This is a genomic window from Paraburkholderia pallida (assembly GCF_004524855.1).
In the GTDB taxonomy this organism is placed as follows: Bacteria; Pseudomonadota; Gammaproteobacteria; order Burkholderiales; family Burkholderiaceae; genus Paraburkholderia; species Paraburkholderia oxyphila.
On the sequence record NZ_CP038148.1, the window covers coordinates 321,239 to 340,504 of the forward strand.

At 64.1% G+C, this 19,266-nt stretch carries 22 protein-coding genes and 1 tRNA gene; 15 read left to right on the top strand and 8 right to left on the bottom strand.

The features are described from left to right. The first annotated feature begins 46 nt into the window (after positions 1 to 46). The 6 genes from ispE to hisC all read left to right on the top strand — a co-directional run bounded on the left by ispE (position 47) and on the right by hisC (position 4,780). The gene (ispE, locus tag E1956_RS01335) at positions 47 to 940 is read left to right on the top strand and encodes a 4-(cytidine 5'-diphospho)-2-C-methyl-D-erythritol kinase (RefSeq protein ID WP_134746747.1); all 894 of its coding nucleotides are present in this window, start codon (positions 47 to 49) and stop codon (positions 938 to 940) included. A gap of 50 nt (positions 941 to 990) precedes the next feature. After that, a tRNA-Gln gene (locus E1956_RS01340) sits at positions 991 to 1,067 on the top strand. A 63-nt stretch (positions 1,068 to 1,130) separates the two neighbouring features. Further along, positions 1,131 to 2,087 carry a ribose-phosphate pyrophosphokinase gene (locus tag E1956_RS01345; protein ID WP_134750249.1) on the top strand — a complete coding sequence of 319 codons (957 nt, stop codon included), beginning with the start codon at positions 1,131 to 1,133 and terminating at the stop codon, positions 2,085 to 2,087. A 171-nt stretch (positions 2,088 to 2,258) separates the two neighbouring features. Further along, positions 2,259 to 2,867 (top strand): 50S ribosomal protein L25/general stress protein Ctc, encoded by a 609-nt coding sequence (locus E1956_RS01350; RefSeq protein ID WP_134746749.1) that lies wholly within the window; start codon positions 2,259 to 2,261, stop codon positions 2,865 to 2,867. A 168-nt stretch (positions 2,868 to 3,035) separates the two neighbouring features. Then, a complete protein-coding gene (pth, locus tag E1956_RS01355) occupies positions 3,036 to 3,638 on the top strand; it encodes an aminoacyl-tRNA hydrolase (protein WP_134746751.1) in 603 nt (200 codons plus the stop codon). Positions 3,639 to 3,700: 62 nt separating this feature from the next. Next, positions 3,701 to 4,780 carry a histidinol-phosphate transaminase gene (gene hisC, locus E1956_RS01360; RefSeq protein ID WP_134746753.1) on the top strand — a complete coding sequence of 360 codons (1,080 nt, stop codon included), beginning with the start codon at positions 3,701 to 3,703 and terminating at the stop codon, positions 4,778 to 4,780. A gap of 79 nt (positions 4,781 to 4,859) precedes the next feature. Here the strand turns inward: hisC and E1956_RS01365 are convergent, their stop codons facing one another. The 3 genes from E1956_RS01365 to rsmD all read right to left on the bottom strand — a co-directional run bounded on the left by E1956_RS01365 (position 4,860) and on the right by rsmD (position 6,512). Then, positions 4,860 to 5,117: a YfhL family 4Fe-4S dicluster ferredoxin gene (locus E1956_RS01365; protein WP_134746755.1), complete on the bottom strand. Its 258-nt coding sequence runs from the start codon at positions 5,115 to 5,117 to the stop codon at positions 4,860 to 4,862. A 139-nt stretch (positions 5,118 to 5,256) separates the two neighbouring features. Further along, a complete protein-coding gene (gene coaD / locus E1956_RS01370) occupies positions 5,257 to 5,751 on the bottom strand; it encodes a pantetheine-phosphate adenylyltransferase (protein WP_133196127.1) in 495 nt (164 codons plus the stop codon). A 110-nt stretch (positions 5,752 to 5,861) separates the two neighbouring features. Beyond that, positions 5,862 to 6,512 carry a 16S rRNA (guanine(966)-N(2))-methyltransferase RsmD gene (rsmD, locus tag E1956_RS01375; protein ID WP_134746758.1) on the bottom strand — a complete coding sequence of 217 codons (651 nt, stop codon included), beginning with the start codon at positions 6,510 to 6,512 and terminating at the stop codon, positions 5,862 to 5,864. A 280-nt stretch (positions 6,513 to 6,792) separates the two neighbouring features. Here rsmD and ftsY point away from each other — a divergent pair, with 280 nt between their 5' ends. Beyond that, a complete protein-coding gene (gene ftsY / locus E1956_RS01380; RefSeq protein WP_134746760.1) occupies positions 6,793 to 7,917 on the top strand; it encodes a signal recognition particle-docking protein FtsY in 1,125 nt (374 codons plus the stop codon). A gap of 109 nt (positions 7,918 to 8,026) precedes the next feature. Here the strand turns inward: ftsY and maiA are convergent, their stop codons facing one another. Next, on the bottom strand, positions 8,027 to 8,674 hold the full coding sequence (maiA, locus tag E1956_RS01385) for a maleylacetoacetate isomerase (RefSeq protein WP_134746762.1): 648 nt from the start codon (positions 8,672 to 8,674) through the stop codon (positions 8,027 to 8,029). A gap of 29 nt (positions 8,675 to 8,703) precedes the next feature. Continuing rightward, positions 8,704 to 9,402, bottom strand: a complete 699-nt coding sequence (locus E1956_RS01390; RefSeq protein WP_134746764.1) for a fumarylacetoacetate hydrolase family protein — start codon at positions 9,400 to 9,402, stop codon at positions 8,704 to 8,706. Positions 9,403 to 9,660: 258 nt separating this feature from the next. On the opposite strand from E1956_RS01390, the gene ybiB reads away from it, so the two are divergent. From ybiB to leuA, 3 genes are all read left to right on the top strand, one after another. After that, positions 9,661 to 10,626: a DNA-binding protein YbiB gene (ybiB, locus tag E1956_RS01395; protein WP_134746766.1), complete on the top strand. Its 966-nt coding sequence runs from the start codon at positions 9,661 to 9,663 to the stop codon at positions 10,624 to 10,626. A 333-nt stretch (positions 10,627 to 10,959) separates the two neighbouring features. After that, positions 10,960 to 11,139 (top strand): hypothetical protein, encoded by a 180-nt coding sequence (locus E1956_RS46005; protein WP_167759956.1) that lies wholly within the window; start codon positions 10,960 to 10,962, stop codon positions 11,137 to 11,139. After that, positions 11,129 to 12,775: a 2-isopropylmalate synthase gene (gene leuA / locus E1956_RS01400; RefSeq protein ID WP_134746768.1), complete on the top strand. Its 1,647-nt coding sequence runs from the start codon at positions 11,129 to 11,131 to the stop codon at positions 12,773 to 12,775. Before E1956_RS46005 ends, leuA begins: the two co-directional genes overlap by 11 nt. A gap of 285 nt (positions 12,776 to 13,060) precedes the next feature. On the opposite strand, the gene E1956_RS01405 is transcribed toward leuA, so the two are convergent. After that, a complete protein-coding gene (locus E1956_RS01405) occupies positions 13,061 to 13,444 on the bottom strand; it encodes a nuclear transport factor 2 family protein (RefSeq protein ID WP_028219992.1) in 384 nt (127 codons plus the stop codon). Between the two features lie 631 nt (positions 13,445 to 14,075). On the opposite strand from E1956_RS01405, the gene rpoH reads away from it, so the two are divergent. The 5 genes from rpoH (at position 14,076) to cydX (ending at position 18,430) form a co-directional block, all read left to right on the top strand. Then, entirely contained in the window at positions 14,076 to 15,017 is a 942-nt protein-coding gene (rpoH, locus tag E1956_RS01410; protein WP_134746770.1) for an RNA polymerase sigma factor RpoH, read from the top strand. Between the two features lie 182 nt (positions 15,018 to 15,199). Further along, a complete protein-coding gene (gene cydP, locus E1956_RS01415) occupies positions 15,200 to 15,487 on the top strand; it encodes a cytochrome oxidase putative small subunit CydP (RefSeq protein ID WP_134746772.1) in 288 nt (95 codons plus the stop codon). Next, positions 15,477 to 17,066, top strand: a complete 1,590-nt coding sequence (locus E1956_RS01420; RefSeq protein WP_134746775.1) for a cytochrome ubiquinol oxidase subunit I — start codon at positions 15,477 to 15,479, stop codon at positions 17,064 to 17,066. Before cydP ends, E1956_RS01420 begins: the two co-directional genes overlap by 11 nt. A 55-nt stretch (positions 17,067 to 17,121) precedes the next feature. Next, positions 17,122 to 18,258 (top strand): cytochrome d ubiquinol oxidase subunit II, encoded by a 1,137-nt coding sequence (gene cydB / locus E1956_RS01425; RefSeq protein WP_134746777.1) that lies wholly within the window; start codon positions 17,122 to 17,124, stop codon positions 18,256 to 18,258. Between the two features lie 58 nt (positions 18,259 to 18,316). Beyond that, positions 18,317 to 18,430, top strand: a complete 114-nt coding sequence (cydX, locus tag E1956_RS01430) for a cytochrome bd-I oxidase subunit CydX (protein WP_063744714.1) — start codon at positions 18,317 to 18,319, stop codon at positions 18,428 to 18,430. A 46-nt stretch (positions 18,431 to 18,476) separates the two neighbouring features. Here cydX and E1956_RS01435 read toward each other — a convergent pair whose 3' ends face one another. Both E1956_RS01435 and E1956_RS01440 read right to left on the bottom strand, forming a co-directional pair. After that, a complete protein-coding gene (locus tag E1956_RS01435; protein ID WP_134746779.1) occupies positions 18,477 to 18,905 on the bottom strand; it encodes a type II toxin-antitoxin system VapC family toxin in 429 nt (142 codons plus the stop codon). After that, entirely contained in the window at positions 18,902 to 19,156 is a 255-nt protein-coding gene (locus E1956_RS01440; RefSeq protein ID WP_134746781.1) for a type II toxin-antitoxin system Phd/YefM family antitoxin, read from the bottom strand. Before E1956_RS01440 ends, E1956_RS01435 begins: the two co-directional genes overlap by 4 nt. Between the last annotated feature and the right edge of the window lie 110 nt (positions 19,157 to 19,266).

Genomic DNA, 19,266 nt, shown 5'->3' on the forward strand with positions numbered 1-19,266 from the left:
GCCGCAGCAGGTGCGATGCGCTTGCCGCCGCAGGGCGCCCAGTATCATGACCGAAACTCAGGACTCGCTGCGCGACTGCCTCGCGCCCGCGAAACTCAATCTTTTCCTGCACATCACGGGCCGCCGGCCCAATGGCTATCACGACCTGCAGACCGTGTTCCAGTTGCTCGACTGGGGCGACACGCTGCATTTCACGCGCCGCCTCGACGGCCGCATCACGCGCACGACGGAAGTCGACGGCGTCCCTGCCGAACACGACCTCACCGTGCGCGCCGCAACGTTGCTCAAGCAACATACCGGCACGAGCGAGGGTGTCGAGATCGACATCGAAAAGCGTCTGCCGATGGGCGCGGGTCTTGGCGGCGGCAGCTCGGATGCGGCCACCACGCTGCTCGCCCTCAATCGCCTCTGGAAGCTCAACGTGCCGCGCGAGGAACTGCAGGCGCTCGCGCTCAAACTGGGCGCGGACGTGCCGTTCTTCGTGTACGGAAAAAATGCGTTCGCGGAGGGTGTTGGAGAGGCGCTGGAGGCTGTACAATTGCCCCCGCGTCATTTTTTGGTCGTGACGCCGCGGGTTCATGTTCCTACTGCTGAAATTTTTTCAGAAAAGTCGTTGACAAGGGACACAAAGACCTGCACAATAGCAGTCTTTCTTGCACAGCAAGCAACGCAGAACGGATGGCCAGACAGCTTCGGCCACAACGATATGCAAGCGGTTGTCGCAGGAAAATACGCGGAAGTAGCGCAGGTGCTCAGATGGTTTGAGAATATCTCAAGCAGCATCGCACCAGCGCGGATGACCGGGTCGGGCGCAAGTGTTTTCGCAGCGTTCGCCAGTCGGGCTGAAGCAGAAGCGGCGCAAACGCAGCTTCCGGCAGACTGGAGAAGCGCAGTCGCATCGAGCCTGGACAAGCATCCACTCTTCGCTTTCGCGACATAGTTTTGCGTGGCTGATCGCTCTACCGGTCAGTCAGGCTCGAAGTTGAATGTAGGGGAGTCGCCAAGTTGGTTAAGGCACCGGATTTTGATTCCGGCATGCGAGGGTTCGAGTCCTTCCTCCCCTGCCAAAAATTCTAAAGCAGTTCACCCAAGTAGTTCCTCTCGCCCCCCAAGTCCGCAGCAGGTGCATGATGAGCAGCCATGACGGCCTGATGGTTTTTACTGGCAACGCGAATCCCGCGCTTGCACAGGAAGTCGTCAAGATCCTCGGTATCCCCCTCGGTAAGGCTATGGTTAGCCGCTTTTCCGACGGTGAGATCCAGGTCGAAATCCAGGAAAACGTGCGCGGCAAGGACGTCTTCGTCCTGCAGTCGACCTGCGCGCCGACCAACGACAACCTGATGGAACTGATGATCATGGTCGATGCGCTCAAGCGCGCATCCGCAGGCCGGATCACCGCAGCCATCCCCTACTTCGGCTATGCCCGTCAAGACCGCCGCCCCCGTTCGGCGCGCGTCGCCATCTCGGCGAAGGTCGTGGCGAACATGCTGGAAATCGCGGGCGTCGAGCGGATCATCACGATGGATCTGCACGCTGACCAGATTCAGGGCTTCTTCGATATTCCCGTCGACAACATCTACGCTACGCCCGTGCTGCTCGGCGATCTGCGCAAGCAGAACTACGAGAACCTGCTGGTCGTTTCGCCGGACGTCGGCGGCGTGGTGCGCGCCCGTGCGCTCGCCAAGCAGCTGGGTTGCGATCTCGCGATCATCGACAAGCGTCGTCCGAAGGCGAACGTCGCCGAAGTGATGAACATCATCGGTGAAGTCGAAGGCCGCACCTGCGTGATCATGGACGACATGGTCGACACCGCCGGCACGCTCTGCAAGGCAGCGCAAGTGCTGAAGGAACGCGGCGCGAAGCAGGTGTTCGCTTACGCCACGCACCCGGTTCTCTCGGGTGGCGCAGGCGAGCGTATCGCTGCTTCGGCGCTCGACGAACTGGTTGTGACCGACACGATTCCGCTGGGCGCCGAAGCGCGTTCGTGCGCGAAGATCCGATCGCTCACGAGCGCGGGTCTGCTGGCAGAAACGTTCTCGCGTATCCGTCGCGGCGACTCGGTGATGTCGCTGTTCGCGGAAGGCTAAAGAGATTCGCGCCAAAGCGCGGCATTCGCAAGGGTGCCGCGCTTTGGTGTAATCGGCGCAGACGGACGAAGGTCTGCGCCGTATCGTTGGGGCCTTTCGGCAGAAATAATGCCTGAACGGCCCCGTTTTACTGACTGCCTGGTCGCGGGCAGTGCAATAACTGAGAACATCATGAAAGTCATCGCTTTCGAACGCAATCTGCAAGGTACGGGTGCGAGCCGCCGCCTGCGCAATGCTGGCAAGACGCCGGGCATCGTCTACGGTTTCGGCGCTGAGCCGCAACTGGTCGAGCTCGACCACAATGCGCTGTGGCACGCCCTGAAGAAGGAAGCCTTCCACTCGTCGATTCTCGACCTCGAAGTGGCCGGCAAGTCGCAGCAAGTCCTGCTGCGCGACGTGCAATACCACCCGTTCCGTCAGCTCGTGCTGCACGTGGACTTCCAGCGTGTCGATCCGAACAAGAAGATCCACACGAAGGTGCCCCTGCACTTCATGAACCAGGAAACCAACCCGGCCGTCAAGCTGGGTGGCGCGATCATTTCGCACGTCCTCGCCGAAATCGAAGTGGTGTGCCTGCCGGGCGCGCTGCCGGAATTCCTCGAAGTCGACCTCGCGAAGATCGAAGCTGGCCAGTCGCTGCACGCCAAGGACATCACGCTGCCCGCCGGCGTGACGCTGGTCCCGCACGTTGAAGCCGAAAACCCGGTGGTCGCATCGGCACCCGTGCCGGCTGGCGCCCAGGCGGCTGCTGAAGGCGAAGAAGCACCGGCTGCTGAGTAAGCGCTGCGGCTTTGCAGCCCGCTGTACAGCAAAAAAGCTGATCCTCTCGATCCGTTTCAATGAAACGGACGACGTGACCCGCCGCGGTTCGCCCCGGCGGGTTTTTTTTCGCCGTTTTTTCGTACACTTGGCGGTTGCTTCAACGAATTCTGCAGGCGGAACACCACAATGATCAGGTTGATCGTCGGGCTCGGCAATCCGGGCGCCGAATACACGGCAACGCGCCATAACGCGGGCTTCTGGCTCGTGGACCAGCTCGCGCGCGAAGCCGGCACGACGCTGCGCGACGAGCGGCGCTTCCACGGCCATTATGCGAAGGCGCGCCTCTACGGCGAGGAAGTGCATCTGCTCGAGCCGCAGACTTATATGAACCGCTCGGGCCAGTCGGTCGTCGCGCTCGCGAACTTCTTCAAGATCCTGCCCGACGAGATCCTCGTCGCGCACGACGAGCTCGACCTGCCGCCCGGCACCGTCAAGCTCAAGCTCGGCGGCGGCAGCGGCGGCCACAACGGCCTGAAGGACATTTCCGCCCATCTGTCGACGCAGCAATACTGGCGCTTGCGCATCGGCATCGGCCATCCGCGTGACCTGATTCCCGAAGGCGCGCGCGCGGGGGCCAAGCCCGACGTCGCGAACTTCGTGCTCAAGCCGCCGCGCCGCGAGGAGCAGGACGTGATCGACGCGTCGATCGAGCGTGCGCTCGCCGTCATGCCCACCTTCGTGAAGGGCGAGGCCGAGCGCGCCGTCATGCAGCTGCATCGCAACGGGTGATTTTGCGCACGCGCGTAGCGTGCATCGTCAGCAGGCCCTATGAAGTACTGAAGGAGAGAGTCTTGAGTCGTTACTGGAGTGACATCGTCCACGGCCTCATGCCTTATGTGCCGGGCGAGCAGCCCGCGCTCGCGAAGCCGGTGAAGCTGAACACCAACGAGAACCCGTACCCGCCCTCCCCGCGCGTGCTCGAAGCGATCCAAGCCGAGCTCGGCGAGACGGCCGAGTCTCTGCGCCGCTATCCGGACCCGGTCGCGAGGCGCCTGCGCGCCGCGGTGGCCGCGCACCACGGCATCCGCGCGGATCAGGTGTTCGTGGGCAACGGCTCCGACGAAGTGCTCGCGCACGCATTCCAGGCGCTGCTCAAGCACGACAAGCCGATCCTCTTTCCCGATATCACGTACAGCTTCTACCCGACGTACGCGCGTCTTTACGACGTCGAGTACCGCACGGTGCCGCTCGACGCGCAGTTCGCGATCCAGGTCGACGACTATCTGCCGGCCAATGGCGCGACGAACGGCGGCGTGATCTTCCCGAATCCCAACGCGCCCACCGGCCACGCGCTGCCGCTCGCAGAAGTCGAGCGCCTCGTAGCGGCGAACGCCGACTCGGTCGTGGTTGTGGATGAAGCCTATGTGGATTTCGGCGCAGAATCGGCGATCGCGCTGATCGACCGCTACCCGAACCTGCTCGTGGTGCACACGACGTCGAAGTCGCGCTCGCTCGCGGGCATGCGTGTGGGCTTCGCGTTCGGCCACGCCGATCTGATCGACGCGCTCAACCGCGTGAAGGACAGCTTCAACTCGTATCCGCTCGACCGCCTTGCGCAAGCCGCGGCGACGGCCGCCTACGAGGACGCCGAGTGGCTGGAAAGCACGCGCAGACGCGTCATGGAGAGCCGTGAGCGCCTGACGGCCTCGCTCGAGGCGCTGGGCTTCAAGGTCGTGCCCTCGGCGGCCAATTTCGTGTTCGCGAAGCATCCCGCGCACGACGCCGCACAACTCGCCGCGAAGCTGCGCGAGAAAGAGATCTTCGTGCGCCACTTCAATGCGCCGCGCGTGAACCAGCACCTGCGCATCTCGATCGGCACCGACGACGAATGCGCTACGCTGGTCGAAGCGCTGAAGGTCATCGTCGGCTAAAAGACGCGCATCAAACAAAAAACGCGCCTCATCGAGGCGCGTTTTTTGTTTCCGCATGGGCGCGAGGCCTGCCTGCGCTTCAAGCGCTCTTCGCCGCCACGAGCACGCGATACTTCTCCATCAACTGCTCGTGCGATTCCACATGTTCCGGATTTTTCGGAATGCACTCGACCGGGCAGACCTGGATGCACTGCGGCTCGTCGAAGTGGCCAACGCATTCGGTGCACTTCTTCGGGTCGATCACGTAGATTTCGGGGCCCATCGAAATTGCATCGTTCGGGCACTCGGGCTCGCAGACGTCGCAATTGATGCACTCGTCGGTAATCATCAGGGCCATACTACTCTCACGTTTCCCTTTAAAAACAAGCCATTATAGCGCCGCGGCCCGCGCCTTGCCGGGCCTTCGAAGCCTGTGGCCGCTGCGCTTCAGAAAGGGAAGAAAGCGGCGCCGTGCGGCACGCGCCGCTCGAGCTTTGTCAGGCCGGGCCGCCGAGCGAAGCGACCTTGTCCTGCAGCCGCTTTTCCACCGAAGGAAACACGAACTTGCTGACATCGCCGCCCAACTGGGCGATTTCGCGCACGATCGTGCCCGAAATGAACTGGTATTGGTCCGACGGCGTCATGAACATCGTCTCGACGTCCGGCAGCAGGTAGCGGTTCATGCCCGCCATCTGGAACTCATATTCGAAGTCCGACACGGCGCGCAGGCCACGCACTATCACGCGCGCGTTGTTGTTGCGCACGAAATCCTTGAGCAGGCCCTTGAAGCTCATCACCTGGACGTTCGGATAGTGGCCGAGCACCTCGTGCGCAATCTCGAGCCGCTCTTCGAGCGAGAAGAACGGCTTCTTGTTGCGGCTGTCGGCGACACCGACCACCAGCGTGTCGAAAATGCTCGACGCGCGCCGCACGAGATCTTCGTGACCGCGCGTGAGCGGATCGAACGTACCGGGGTACACGGCGACTACCATGAGGCTTCTCCTCTCAACAGAAATGGGGCGCAATGTGCGGCTCGTGCGCCGCATGCGCGAGTGCCTGCGTGGCGCCTGAAGCCGCCCGCCGCTTCTTTATCGAACGCGCATTATTCCTCATTTTCGCGCTGCAGCAAATGATACCGAACCGCCCCTGCCTTGCCCTCGCGCACCACGCTCCAGCCCGCCAGCGCGGGGTGGGTCGCGGGATCCACGGCCTCGCCCGACTCCACGTAGAGCCAGCCGTCGGCTGCGACGAGCGGCGCGGCCAGCTCGAGCGAGCGCGCGAGCAGCGCGGCATCGCCGAACGGCGGATCGAGGAACACGACGTCGAACGAGCCAGGCGCGAGACTGGCGGCGAGGCGCAGCGCGTCGGCTTCGGCGACTTCGATCATGCGAGCGCCAAGACGCGCCTGGTTCGCACGCATCTGGGCGGCGGCACGCGCATTGCGCTCGACCATCACCACGCGCGCCGCGCCACGCGACGCCGCTTCGAAGCCGAGCGCGCCACTGCCCGCGAACAGGTCGAGGCAGCGCAGGCCGTCGAGGCGCTGGCCGAGCCAGTTGAAGAGCGTCTCACGCACGCGGTCGGGCGTGGGCCGCAGGCCTTCGAGTTCGAGCACCGGCAGCGGCGTGCGCTTCCAGTCGCCGCCAATGATGCGGATCGTGTGCGCGCCGCCGGCGCGGCCGGACGGCGAGCCGGATTGCGCACCACGAACTGCGCGTGCGCCTTGCGGACGCGGGGAGGATGAACGGGGCATGCGTTTTTTCTGAGTGAATCGGTACTGTTGCGCACCGGCGCTCGCCGCCCGGACGGCGGCAGGCACGGCACGACTTGCCGCGCGCGCAAGCGCCGCGCTGGCCAATGCGCGAACGTTACCACAGGGTTGCGCAGACGCTGGGATGGATACCGCACGCCTGCCCCGACGACGCGCCCGGAGGCGCCTGATAAAATGACGTGTTTTCCACGCGTTGCCCGCTTGAGCTACGTCCATGACCGTCCCTCGGTCAGACCGCGGCGCGTTTTCCTCACACCAGACCATGTTCAGTTTCTTTAAACGACTCCGGGGCTCGAAGGGCGCCGGGAACGAGGCGGCCGAAACGGACTCGCAGGCTGCGCCCGACGAAGTGGGCGCAGATGTCCCGTCCTCCGTTTCTGCGCCCGCTGCGCACATTCCTCCGGTGAGCGCCGCCGCGCCACAGGCCGTGGAGAGAGAGCTCGAAACCGTCGAAATCGTCCCGCCGCCCGCGCCCGACGCCAACGCGAAGAAGTCGTGGCTTTCGCGCCTGAAGTCGGGGCTTTCGAAGACGAGCTCGAACATTCAGAGCATCTTCGTCAACGCGAAGATCGACGACGATCTCTACGAGGAGCTCGAGACCGCGCTGCTGATGTCCGACGCGGGCGTCGACGCCACCGAGTACCTGCTCGAAACGCTGCGCCAGAAGGTGCGCGCCGAGCGCCTGACGGACGCCCAGCAAGTGAAGGACGCACTGCGCCAGTTGCTCATCGACCTGCTCGAACCGCTCGAAAAATCGCTCATGCTGGGCCGCGCGCAGCCGCTCGTGATGATGATCGCGGGCGTGAACGGCGCGGGCAAGACCACGAGCATTGGCAAGCTCGCCAAGCATCTGCAGAGCTTCGACCAGAGCGTGCTGCTGGCCGCCGGCGACACCTTCCGTGCCGCTGCGCGCGAGCAGCTCACGATCTGGGGCGAGCGCAACAACGTGACGGTCGTGCAGCAGGAAAGCGGCGACCCGGCCGCCGTGATCTTCGACGCGGTAAGCGCGGCGCGCGCTCGCGGCATCAATGTGGTGATGGCCGACACGGCCGGCCGCCTGCCCACGCAGCTGCACCTCATGGACGAGCTCAAGAAGGTCAAGCGCGTGATCGGCAAGGCGCTCGACGGCGCGCCGCACGAAGTGCTGCTCGTGATCGACGCGAACACGGGGCAGAACGCGCTCACGCAGGTGAAGGTGTTCGACGACGCACTCGGCCTGACCGGCCTCATCGTCACGAAGCTCGACGGCACCGCGAAGGGCGGCATCCTCGCCGCCATCGCGCGCCAGCGCCCGATTCCGGTGTATTTCATCGGCGTGGGCGAGAAGGTCGAGGACCTGCAGCCGTTCGTGGCCGAAGAGTTCGCGGACGCGCTGCTCGGGAACTGATCCCGCTCCCAGGCGCAAACAAAAATGGCGTCGTTCGCGAGAACGACGCCATTTTTTCATGCGCTCACGCGCCTGACGGTCACCCCGGTTGAGCCCGGTTCATCCCGGCTCACTCCGCGTCCGGCTGCACGCCCGGCGCCGCGCGCACGAACGCGTCGAGCTGCACGGCGTAGTCGTGAATGCGCTGGATGGTCGGATAGCGTGTCGTGTCGATCTTGAAGCGATTCGCGTTGTAGATCTGCGGCACGAGGCACAGGTCGGCGAGCGTCGGCGTATCGCCATAGCAGAGCTTGCCCGTGCGCGGATCGTTCGCAAGGCGCTCCTCCAGCGTGGCGAACCCGGCTTCGATCCAGTGCCGATACCAGGCATCCTTGGTCGCATCATCCACGCCCAGCGTGTGCTTGAGGTATTTCAGCACGCGCAGGTTGTCGATCGGATGAATCTCGCACGCGATCTGCAGCGCGATCGAGCGCACGTGCGCGCGATCGGCGGCCGACTTCGGCAACAGCGGCGGCTCGGGATGCGTTTCCTCGAGATACTCGATGATCGCGAGCGATTGCTGGATCGTGTGATTCTCATCGTCGATGAACGTGGGCACGATCGCGTCGGGATTGACCTTGCGATAGGCGGGCTTCAGTTGCTCGCCGCCCTCGCGCACCAGATGCACCGGCACGTACTCGTACGGCAGGTTCTTCAGATTGAGCGCAATACGCACGCGATACGACGCCGAACTCCGGAAATAGCTGTAAAGCTTCATGCTCCCCTCATGCTCTTCTATCAATGCGCTTACGCGACGTGCACGGCAAACTCGCCGATGCCGTCCACGCCGCCCTTCATCACGTCGCCCGGCTTCACCGCGCCGACGCCCTCCGGCGTGCCCGTGTAGATCAGGTCGCCCGCCTTCAGCTCGAACAGCGTGGAAAGAAACGCGATCGTATCGGCAACCGGCCAGATCATCTGCGAAATGTCCGAGCGCTGCTTCTCCTCGCCGTTGACCGTGAGCCAGATCGCCCCGCTGGCCAACTGGCCGACTTGCGCGACGGGATGGATCGGACCGATGGGCGCGGAATGGTCGAAGCCCTTTGCGGTGTCCCATGGGCGGCCAAGCTTCTTCGCTTCGGCTTGCAGGTCGCGGCGCGTCATGTCGAGACCGAGCGCATAGCCGAACACGTGGTCGAGCGCGCGCTCGACGGGAATGTTCTTGCCGCCCTTGCCGATCGCGGCGACCAGTTCCATCTCGAAGTGGACATTCTGCGATTGTGCGGGATACGGGAATTCGGCGGTCGTGCCGGGCGCGACGTAGAGCAGCGCATCGGCGGGCTTGGCGAAAAAGAACGGCGGCTCGCGGTCCGGATCGTGCCCCATCTCGCGCGCGTGCGCCTCGTAATTGCGGCCGACGCAGTAGATGCGGCGCACCGGAAATTGTGCGTCGGTGCCGGCGACGGGCACCGCGGCTTGCGGCACCGGGTCAAATACGTAGGTCATCGGGTTCTCCGTCTTCGTGATGGGCCGCGCGCCGTTCAAGGCGCGCGGCAAGCGAATGAAGCGCGCGGCCGCAGCGGCGCGGCATGCGCGACGTAGAACGCGAGTGTAACGCGCTGCGGTGGCGGTGCACCGGGGCGCTCGTGCGATACTTCCCGTATCCCGGACCGATCCAGACCAAAACGCAGACGAAAGCGGCGTCATTGCCCCTTATCACGCCGCCATTGCGCTGCGTGCCGCCTGCACCACACTCACGCCGCCATGAACGCCCCCGACTCCACCGAAACTTTCTCCTGCGCCCGCTTCATCAAGGAGATCGGCCGCGGGCCGCATGGCGCGCGTTCGCTGTCGCCGGAAGACACGCATACGCTCTATGCGGCGATGCTCGACGGCTGCGTGCCCGATCTCGAACTGGGCGCGGTGCTGCTTGCCTACCGGCTCAAGGGCGAGACCGCCGACGAGCTCGCGGCCATGCTCGCGGCCGCGCATGCGTCGTTCGCGCCCATCGCGGTAGCCGAGGGCGCGTACCGCCCCGTGTCGATCCCGAGCTACAACGGCGCACGCAAGCAGGCGAACCTCGTGCCGCTGCTCGCGCTGCTGCTCGCGCGCGAAGGCGTGCCGACGCTCGTGCACGGCGTCGTCGTCGATCCGGGCCGCGTGACGAGCGCCGAAATCTTCGCGGCGCTGAACCTGCCCGGCGCGGACGATCACGCGGCGATCGAGGCGCAGCTTGCCGGGCGACGCGTGGCGTTCACGTCGATCGAAACGCTCGCGCCCAAGCTCGCGCGGCTCTTGTCGCTGCGCCGGCGCATGGGCGTGCGCAACTCCACGCACACGCTCGTCAAGCTCCTGCAGCCGTTTGCGCAGCCCGGCCTGCGGCTCGTGAACTACACGCATCCGCCCTATCGCGAGAGCCTGAGCGCACTGTTCGCGGCGCACCCGGAGGCCGCCGTGGGCGGGGCGCTGCTCGCGCGCGGCACCGAGGGCGAAGCCGTCGCCGACACGCGCCGCCAGGTGCAGGTGGACTGGCTGCACGACGGCGTCTGCGAGACCTTGATCGAGCCGGTGCGCTCGTCACCGGACAGCCCCGAAATCGATCTGCCCGAAGGCCGCGACGCCCCCACGACAGCGGCCTGGATCGAGGCCGTGCTGCGCGGCGACGCGCCGGTGCCCGACGCCATCGCCCGTCAGGTCGAGACGATCAAGCGCATCGCGAAGCGCGCGTAACGCCGCTCATCTGCACACAACTCCGCACGCAAGTTCGCGACACAAAACCAAGCATTCGTTGTTGACAGGCTCGCCAGTCCTCGCTTACATTCGACGAATGCGTTCCTTTCCGAACACCCTCCGAATTACCTCCGGCCGCCTAGCGGCCCTATCGCTACGTCTAGCGTAAGCCAGGCGTAGCGCTGCGCGACCCCCTCTCCGGTCGGCAGTCCTCCCAAGCAGTTCTCGCAGTACCCCAAACCGCAGTTTCTCCACAACCAGTCGTCTGCATTCGTCCGTTTACCGTTCGGACGAGTCGCGAGGGTCAAAATGCACGTTGCATGGGCTTCGTTCATGTCCGCTTCTGCCGCGCCGGTTACCGCCGTCACCGTGGCCATCTTCTTCGCGTCCGCGGTTGCCGCCCGTACGCCCGAAGTTGTGCGCATCGTGCCTCGTCGTCAGCCAGCCAGCCGCCCGCTGCCGACCGCCATCGCAAACGACACCACGAAGAACGAGGCATGTCATGTTGCGTAATCCCGCCGAGAAGTACCGCCCTTTCCCCGCCATCCGCCTGAACGGCCGCCGATGGCCCACGCGTACCGTCGAGCACGCGCCCATCTGGATGAGCACCGACCTGCGCGACGGCAACCAGTCGCTGATCGAGCCGATGAGCATCGAGCAGAAGCTCGAGTTCTTCGAGATGCTGGTCGCGATCGGCTTCAAGGAAATCGAAGTCGGCTTTCCGTCGGCGTCGCAAACCGACTTCGATTTCGTGCGCAAGCTGATCGAGGAAAAGCGCATCCCTGAAGACGTGACGATCGAAGTGCTCGTGCAGTCGCGCGAGGAACTCATCGCCCGCACGTTCGAGGCGCTCGAAGGCGTGCCGCGCGCGATCGTGCATCTGTACAACGCCATCTGCCCGTCGTTCCGCAAGATCGTGTTCGGGCAGTCGAAAGACGAGGTCAAGGCGCTCGCGGTCGAAGGCACGCGCCTCATCCGCCAGTACGCCGACGCGCGCCCCGGCACGCACTGGATCTACCAGTACTCGCCGGAAACCTTCAGCATGACCGAGCTCTCGTTCGCCCGCGAAGTCTGCGACGCCGTGGCCCAGACCTGGCGCCCGACGCGCGATCACAAGATGATCGTGAACCTGCCGGCCACCGTCGAAGCCGCGATGCCCAACGTCTACGCCGACCAGATCGAGTGGATGGACCGCAACCTCGCGTACCGCGACAGCATCGTGCTCTCGGTGCATCCGCACAACGACCGCGGCACGGCCGTGGCCGCCGCCGAAATGGCGCTGCTCGCGGGCGCGGACCGCATCGAAGGCTGCCTGTTCGGCAACGGCGAGCGCACCGGCAATGTCGACCTCGTCACGCTCGCGATGAATCTCTACACGCAGGGCATCGACCCGGGCCTCGACTTTTCCAATATCGACGCCGTGCGCCAGGTGGTGGAGCGCTGCAATCAGTTGCCCGTGCATCCGCGTCACCCGTACGCGGGCGACCTCGTGTTCACGGCATTCTCGGGCTCGCACCAGGACGCGATCCGCAAGGGCTTCGCGCAGCAAAAAGCCGATGCGCTCTGGGAAGTGCCCTATCTGCCGATCGATCCCGCCGATCTCGGCCGCAGCTATGACGCGGTGATCCGCGTGAATAGCCAGTCGGGCAAGGGCGGCGCCACCTGGCTGCTCGAGCGCGGCATGGGCTTCACGCCGCCGCGCCGCGTGCAGATCGAATTCAGCCACGCCGTGCAGACCGTCACCGACGGCTCGGGCGAAGAGATTTCAGGCGACGCCATTTGCGCGCTCTTCTCGCGCGAATACCTCGAGACGCGTGGGCCGGCCGTGCACGTGGGCGCGGGCCGTGTGCGCTGGGAGGGCCGCGAAGTCGCGATGCCAGCGGCGGCGCAGATCGACGAGGCGCATGCGCGGGCCGTGGGCGCGGCGATGGCGGCGGCCGCGGGCGTTGGCGTTGAAGTCACCTCGTTCGAAACCCTGCGCACGGCGCAGGGCGCCACGGCGGTCTTCGTCGGCTGCCGGGTGGGCGGCCAGCCGCTGCGCCATGGCGTCGGAGTCGCCGACGACGCCGCCCATGCGGCCATCGCCGCCATGGTGAGCGCGGTCAACCGCGCCGCGTGGCCGCAAGTCGACCAGCGCGCGGCGGCTTGATCACACCAGGGCGCACGCGAACGTGCGCGAAGTGACGCCGCCGCGCGCAAGCGCGGCGGCACAGTGAAAGAAGCGGTTTAGTGGGAGCAGCATGGCTTTGCATGGGACCAGAGTACGGGGCTTTGCATGGGGCCGGAGTAAGTGCTGAAGCATTAACTCCGGCCGACAGCTAAAGCGCCAACTCTGGTCGACAGGCGACGCCGTTGAGCGTCGGCGGCAAAACGGGCCGCCGGCGTGCGCCCGACACGCCCAGCAGGCGATATCGGCGAGTGGACCTACCGGTCGTCACTCGATCGCGCAACGCGTCGCCTGCCAGGCGAGCAGACGCCAGTGGCCATCCTCCTGGGTCTGAATCGCCGTATAGGCAATCGGATAGAGCAGCGCGCCGTTGTTCGCTTCCATTTCGATCAGCGCGCGGCCCGAGATCACGCAGGTCTCGCGCCCCACCGGCAGCACGTCCTGCGACTGGATCTCGATCTGGCGGTAGCGGCGGCGCCCGGCCGTGATCGCGTCGATGAACTGCTGTTTGGTCTCGCGTTTGCCGTTCGTATGGACGAAGGTGGCGTGGTCAGACAGCAGTTGATCCAGCGACGAGCCGTCGCCGTCCACCATCGCGCGAAACCGCTCGCGCTCCAGCCCGCGAATCGCTTCGATTACTTTTGCAACCATTGCCAGAGCCCCTTGCGCACAAGTCCACGTCATCGCGCCGACTCGCACCGAAGATGTATCGCGCGCGCCTCGCTGAAATTTATACCAGGTTTTGACGCATGGATACTTGCGATCAAACGGATCGCCCCCATATGAGGGCTACACGACACAGAGGCAGGTCGAAGGCCGTGCAAAGCGCGCCTCGCCTAGCTGGCCGCGCCTGACCGGCCGTGCCTCGCCGGCCGCGCCCGAATGTCGCATCGCAGCACTTTTGGCCTGATCCCGTGTCTATTAGACAGGTCCGGGCATCGAAATTCGGGCCTGATATCCAGGCAGCGCCGCGAAGCGCCAGCCGCCCGGAAAACCGATCACTCCAACCCTTTTTCCCCTCCGCATCCGCCACGGATGACGGCCTCGTTCTAGAGTATTCCTTCGGCCCGCCGGTGTGTGCGGGACCGCGACGGGCGGCAAGCCCCGTCCAGCTTGCCTCTCAGTGTTTCGCTGAAATCTATCGAAACAAATATTTCGATAGGAGTGGCGGAACCTTGAAGTCCCTACAGACTCGAAGTATTAGCACTCGGTAATTGAGAGTGCTAACATCCACCGTGGAGTCGATGTCTGACTTTTGCAAGATTCCTGAGGAGTTCGCTACGTGAGCAACGCAATGACCATGACCCTTCCGAATATGCTTAGCCCGTCGTCGGCCAAGGCCGGGGGTTCGGGTGTACTGGCGCTCGCGAACGCTTCCATGCTGCCTGGCCAACTGGGCAACATCGACGCCTACATTCAGGCCGTGAACCGGATCCCGATGTTGACGCCGCAAGAGGAGCGCCAGTTCGCGACCGAGTATCGCGAGCAAAATAATCTCGAAGGCGCGCGCCGCCTCGTACTGTCGCACCTGCGACTCGTGGTGTCGATCGCGCGCAATTATCTGGGCTACGGTCTGCCGCATGCCGACCTGATCCAGGAAGGCAATATCGGCCTGATGAAGGCTGTGAAGCGTTTTGACCCAGAGCAGAACGTACGCCTCGTGTCGTACGCCATGCACTGGATCAAGGCGGAGATCCATGAGTACATCCTGCGCAACTGGCGCATGGTGAAGGTCGCCACGACCAAGGCGCAGCGCAAGCTGTTCTTCAATCTGCGCAGCCACAAGCAGGGCCTGCAGTCGTTCACGCCCGAGGAAATCGAAGGCCTCGCGCAGGAACTGAACGTGAAGCGCGAAGAAGTCGTGGAGATGGAAACGCGTCTGTCGGGCTCGGATATCGCGCTCGAAAGCCAGACCGACGACGGCGAAGAATCGTTCGCCCCGATCGCCTGGCTCGCCGACTCGCACAACGAGCCGACGGCCGTGATCGCCTCGCGTCAGCGCGATCGTCTGCAGTCGGACGGCATCGCGAGCGCGCTGGAGGCACTCGACGCGCGCAGCCGCCGCATCATCGAGGCGCGCTGGCTGAACGTCGCCGACGACGGTTCGGGTGGTTCGACGCTGCACGAGCTGGCCGACGAGTTCGGCGTCTCGGCCGAGCGCATTCGCCAGATCGAAGCGAGCGCGATGAAGAAGATGCGCACGGCACTCGCCGACTACGCTTAAGACATCAAGTCGCACGGCGCGGCCGCGAGGCCGCCCACATGGGCTTCACCGCTGAGCCCCACTCTTATCGAGAGTGGGGCTTTTCTTTTTGGCCGACAATAATTCGTACACCTTCGCGCCGTTTTTTCCGATTCCTTCGTAAGATCATTTCGTATGTGATGCAGCCCTAATCGGACATCGCCATGATCTCGACTTCCGGCCAGTCTGCGCGAGTGCGACCGTTGCTCCGCGCGCGCTTCCTCCAGTGGGCACGCGGCCCGACCTTCGGCCGCGACATCGTTCTCGTCCTCGCCTTCAAGCTCGTGTTGCTGATGGCGCTCAAATACGCATTCTTCAATCATCCGCAGGCCGAGAACATGACCATGCCGCCGGCGGCGGTCGCACAGGCCCTCCTCTCCGTGCCCGTGCCGCCCGGAGCTAGCCCGCCCGGCGCAAATCCACCCCAAGGGGACCCGCACCATGCCAATTAGCGAAACCGTCGACCTATCGCGCCTGCAGTTCGCGGTCACCGCGCTCTATCACTTCCTGTTCGTGCCGCTCACGCTGGGTCTGTCCTGGCTGCTCGTCATCATGGAATCGGTCTACGTGATGACCGGCAAGCAGATCTACAAGGACATGACGCAGTTCTGGGGCAAGCTCTTCGCGATCAATTTCGTGATGGGCGTCACCACCGGTCTCACGATGGAATTCCAGTTCGGCACGAACTGGTCGTACTACTCGCACTACGTGGGCGATATCTTCGGCGTGCCGCTCGCCGTGGAGGGGCTGGCCGCGTTCTTCCTCGAATCGACTTTCGTGGGCCTGTTCTTCTTCGGCTGGAACCGCATGTCGAAGGGCGGGCACCTGCTCACGACGTTCTTCGTCGCGCTCGGCTCGAACCTTTCCGCGCTGTGGATTCTCGTCGCCAACGGCTGGATGCAAAACCCCGTCGGCGCCGCGTTCAACTACGAAACCATGCGCATGGAGCTCACGAGTCTCTTCCAGGTGATCTTCAACCCGGTCGCCCAGGTCAAGTTCGTGCACACGGTGTCCGCCGGCTATGTGACGGCGTCGATGTTCGTGCTCGGCATTTCGTCGTGGTATTTGCTGCGCCGCCGCGACGTGGACTTCGCGCTGCGCTCGTTCGCCATTGCCGCGGGCTTCGGTCTCGCGTCCACGCTCTGCGTGATCGTGCTCGGCGACGAATCGGGCTATCGCACGGGCGAAGTCCAGGAGATCAAGCTCGCCGCCATCGAAGCCGAATGGGACACCGCACCCGCGCCGGCGCCGTTCACACTGTTCGGCATCCCTAACCAGCAGGAAGAGCGCACCGACTACGCCATCCGCATTCCCTACCTGATGGGGATCATCGCGACGCGCTCGATCGACGAGCCGGTGATCGGCCTGAAGGACCTGATGGGCCGCGCCGAAGTGCGGATCCAGAACGGCATGCTCGCCTACGCCGCACTGCAAAAAATGAAGGAAGGCACCGCCGACACGGCCACGCGCGACGTATTCGACGCGCACAAGGCGGACCTCGGCTACGGCCTGCTCCTCAAGCAGTTCGCGCCGAACGTGGTCGACGCCACGCCCGAGCAGATCAAGGCCGCCGCAAAGCACTCGATTCCGCCCGTCGCTCCGGTGTTCTGGTCATTTCGCGTGATGGTGGGCCTCGGCATGCTGTTCCTCGCGACCTTCGTGCTCGCGTTCTGGTTCTGCGCGCAGCGCTCGCTGCTCAAGGACAACCGCCGCTGGTTCCTGAACTGGGTGGTGTGGGCGATTCCGCTGCCGTGGCTCGCCGCGGAATTCGGCTGGGTCGTCGCGGAGCTCGGCCGCCAGCCGTGGACCATCGCCGAAGTGCTGCCCACGCACCTCTCTGCGTCGAGCCTCGCGCCGGGCGACGTGTGGCTGAGCCTCGCGGGCTTCGTGGTGTTCTACACCGCGCTCTTCATCATCGAGATCACGCTGATGTTCAAGTACGCGCGGCTCGGGCCGTCGGCGCTGAACACGGGGCGCTATTTCCACGAGAAAGGCGCAATGGCCACGGCGAGTGGCAATCGCGTCTCGTGATGCCGGCCCGGAACGTGTCGCAAGCCCTGCACAGGAAACACACAGGAACCACACCATGGACTACGCAACGCTCAAAGTGATCTGGTGGGTGCTGATCGGCGTGCTCTTGATCGGCTTCTCGCTCACCGACGGCTTCGACATGGGCGCCGCCGTGCTGCTGCCCTTCATCGGCAAGACCGATGCGGAGCGCCGCATCGTCATCAACACGGTCGGCGCGACCTGGGAAGGCAACCAGGTCTGGCTCATCACCGCGGGCGGCGCGATGTTCGCCGCCTGGCCACTCGTCTATGCGGCGTCGTTCTCAGGCTTCTACTTCGCGATGCTGCTCGTGCTCTTCGCGCTCTTCTTCCGGCCCGTGGGCTTCGACTACCGCGGCAAGCGCGAGAACCCGAAGTGGCGCAACGCATGGGACTGGGCGCTCTTCATCGGCGGCTTCGTGCCAGCGCTCGTGTTCGGCGTGGCGTTCGGCAACCTGCTCGAAGGCGTGCCGTTCAGCTATGACTCCGACCTGCGCGTGACGTATCACGGCAGCTTCTTCGCGCTGCTCAATCCGTTCGCACTCCTGTGCGGGCTCGTGAGCCTCACCATGCTCACCGCGCACGGCGCCGCGTTCGTGAAGTTGAAGAGCGATGGCGTGGTGGCCGAACGCGCGTCGAAAGCGCTGCGCATTGCCTCGGCGCTCGCGGTCGTGTGCTTCGTGGTGGCGGGCGCGCTCGTGGCGACGCTGATCGGCGGCTATATGATCACCACGCCCGCGCCGTATGACTCCGTCGCCAATCCGCTGCTCAAGAGCGTCGAGCCCGGCGCGGGGCTGTGGATCAGCAACTACGGGCTCTATCCGTGGATGGCCGTTGCGCCGATTCTCGGCATCCTCGGCGGCGCGATCGCATTCGTGCTGGCCGGCTCGCGGCTCGAGAAGACGGCCTTTCTCGGCACCTCGCTCCTCATCATCGGCGTGATACTCACGGCGGGCTTCTCGATGTTTCCGTTCATCATGCCGTCGTCGCTGGACCCGCGTTCTAGCCTCACGGTCTGGGACTCCACCTCCAGCAAGACCACGCTCGAAATCATGCTGGTGGCCGTGATCATCTTCCTGCCGATCGTGCTGGGCTACACCACCTGGGCGTATCGCATCATGCGCGGCAAGGTGACCCTCGAGGCCGTCGAAGACAAGCGCAATTCGCTGTATTGAACGAGTCGTGCAGCCCGGCATGCCGGGCTGCATCGCCATTCACGCAGGAGCGGAAATCATGTGGTACTTCACCTGGATACTGGGCATTGGCGTGGCGCTGGGCTTCGGCATCATCAATGTGATGTGGCTCGATCAGCAGCGCAAAATGGACGCGGCCGATAGCGGGGAGTGAGGTTTTGGGCGGGTGGATGGTCTACGGGTAGATTTCACGCGATTGCTCAGACCGAAGCCTCCCACGGATTAACAATGCCGACTCCGGAAGAGGCAAAGTCGGCAACGTTCCGTGTTACGACAGTCATGCCATGCACGAGCGCAGTGGCTGCGATAAACGCATCTCGTTCGGAACAAGGATCTGGCACGTGCAGCTTTGCGCAACGCAGTGCCACCGCGGAATCGACTGGCAGTGTCCGCTCAGAAAACTCGGGAAGGACGCGAGCGTTCATCCAGGTACGCAGTCTTGCGCCCTGTTCGGCGTCGCGCCGCTCGAGCCGGAGAATGCCGAGTTCGAGCTCCATGACCGTTACTGCGGAAATGTAGAAGGTCGAAGCATCTTCATTCGACAGCCAGGCAATGACTTGCGCATTCGCTTTGCCATCGCCAGCTTTGCGCAACTCGGAAATGACATTGGTATCTAGCAGGAACATTATTCGAAGTCAGCCGCTCGGGGTAGTTCGCGTGAACGCGGGAAATCGATCTCAAAGTCAGAGATGCCCGGCATGGAAAGCGCATCCACGATGCTCCGCTTCTTGCCCACAAGCCGCTGGTACTCCTCAATGCTAAGCAACACATGCGCGGGCTTGCCACGATCTGTAATGAAAACTGGACCGTTATTGGCTGCCTTCTTGGCCTTGGTGACGTCCTGATTGAGTTCCCTGCTGGATAGAGTCGTAATGGTCATGATGTGACTCCTGCCCGAATATGCAATGTAGGTACGTTACTACAAAAACAACCCCTCCTGCAACCGTAGTGACCTCCACCGCGAGTACGTTTACCCCAAAATACAAAACC

What these genes read in the sequence shown, in the direction of transcription:
- ybiB (WP_134746766.1), top strand. Translation starts at nt 9,661, where the DNA reads ATGAACGCCCCCGACTCCACCGAAACTTTCTCCTGCGCCCGCTTCATC.
- cydB (WP_134746777.1), top strand. Translation starts at nt 17,122, where the DNA reads ATGGACTACGCAACGCTCAAAGTGATCTGGTGGGTGCTGATCGGCGTG.
- cydP (WP_134746772.1), top strand. Translation starts at nt 15,200, where the DNA reads ATGATCTCGACTTCCGGCCAGTCTGCGCGAGTGCGACCGTTGCTCCGC.
- ispE (WP_134746747.1), top strand. Translation starts at nt 47, where the DNA reads ATGACCGAAACTCAGGACTCGCTGCGCGACTGCCTCGCGCCCGCGAAA.
- E1956_RS01365 (WP_134746755.1), bottom strand. Translation starts at nt 5,117, where the DNA reads ATGGCCCTGATGATTACCGACGAGTGCATCAATTGCGACGTCTGCGAG.
- pth (WP_134746751.1), top strand. Translation starts at nt 3,036, where the DNA reads ATGATCAGGTTGATCGTCGGGCTCGGCAATCCGGGCGCCGAATACACG.
- E1956_RS01420 (WP_134746775.1), top strand. Translation starts at nt 15,477, where the DNA reads ATGCCAATTAGCGAAACCGTCGACCTATCGCGCCTGCAGTTCGCGGTC.
- E1956_RS01350 (WP_134746749.1), top strand. Translation starts at nt 2,259, where the DNA reads ATGAAAGTCATCGCTTTCGAACGCAATCTGCAAGGTACGGGTGCGAGC.
- rsmD (WP_134746758.1), bottom strand. Translation starts at nt 6,512, where the DNA reads ATGCCCCGTTCATCCTCCCCGCGTCCGCAAGGCGCACGCGCAGTTCGT.
- maiA (WP_134746762.1), bottom strand. Translation starts at nt 8,674, where the DNA reads ATGAAGCTTTACAGCTATTTCCGGAGTTCGGCGTCGTATCGCGTGCGT.
- E1956_RS01345 (WP_134750249.1), top strand. Translation starts at nt 1,131, where the DNA reads ATGAGCAGCCATGACGGCCTGATGGTTTTTACTGGCAACGCGAATCCC.
- cydX (WP_063744714.1), top strand. Translation starts at nt 18,317, where the DNA reads ATGTGGTACTTCACCTGGATACTGGGCATTGGCGTGGCGCTGGGCTTC.
- E1956_RS46005 (WP_167759956.1), top strand. Translation starts at nt 10,960, where the DNA reads ATGTCCGCTTCTGCCGCGCCGGTTACCGCCGTCACCGTGGCCATCTTC.
- E1956_RS01405 (WP_028219992.1), bottom strand. Translation starts at nt 13,444, where the DNA reads ATGGTTGCAAAAGTAATCGAAGCGATTCGCGGGCTGGAGCGCGAGCGG.
- coaD (WP_133196127.1), bottom strand. Translation starts at nt 5,751, where the DNA reads ATGGTAGTCGCCGTGTACCCCGGTACGTTCGATCCGCTCACGCGCGGT.
- ftsY (WP_134746760.1), top strand. Translation starts at nt 6,793, where the DNA reads ATGTTCAGTTTCTTTAAACGACTCCGGGGCTCGAAGGGCGCCGGGAAC.
- E1956_RS01440 (WP_134746781.1), bottom strand. Translation starts at nt 19,156, where the DNA reads ATGACCATTACGACTCTATCCAGCAGGGAACTCAATCAGGACGTCACC.
- leuA (WP_134746768.1), top strand. Translation starts at nt 11,129, where the DNA reads ATGTTGCGTAATCCCGCCGAGAAGTACCGCCCTTTCCCCGCCATCCGC.
- E1956_RS01390 (WP_134746764.1), bottom strand. Translation starts at nt 9,402, where the DNA reads ATGACCTACGTATTTGACCCGGTGCCGCAAGCCGCGGTGCCCGTCGCC.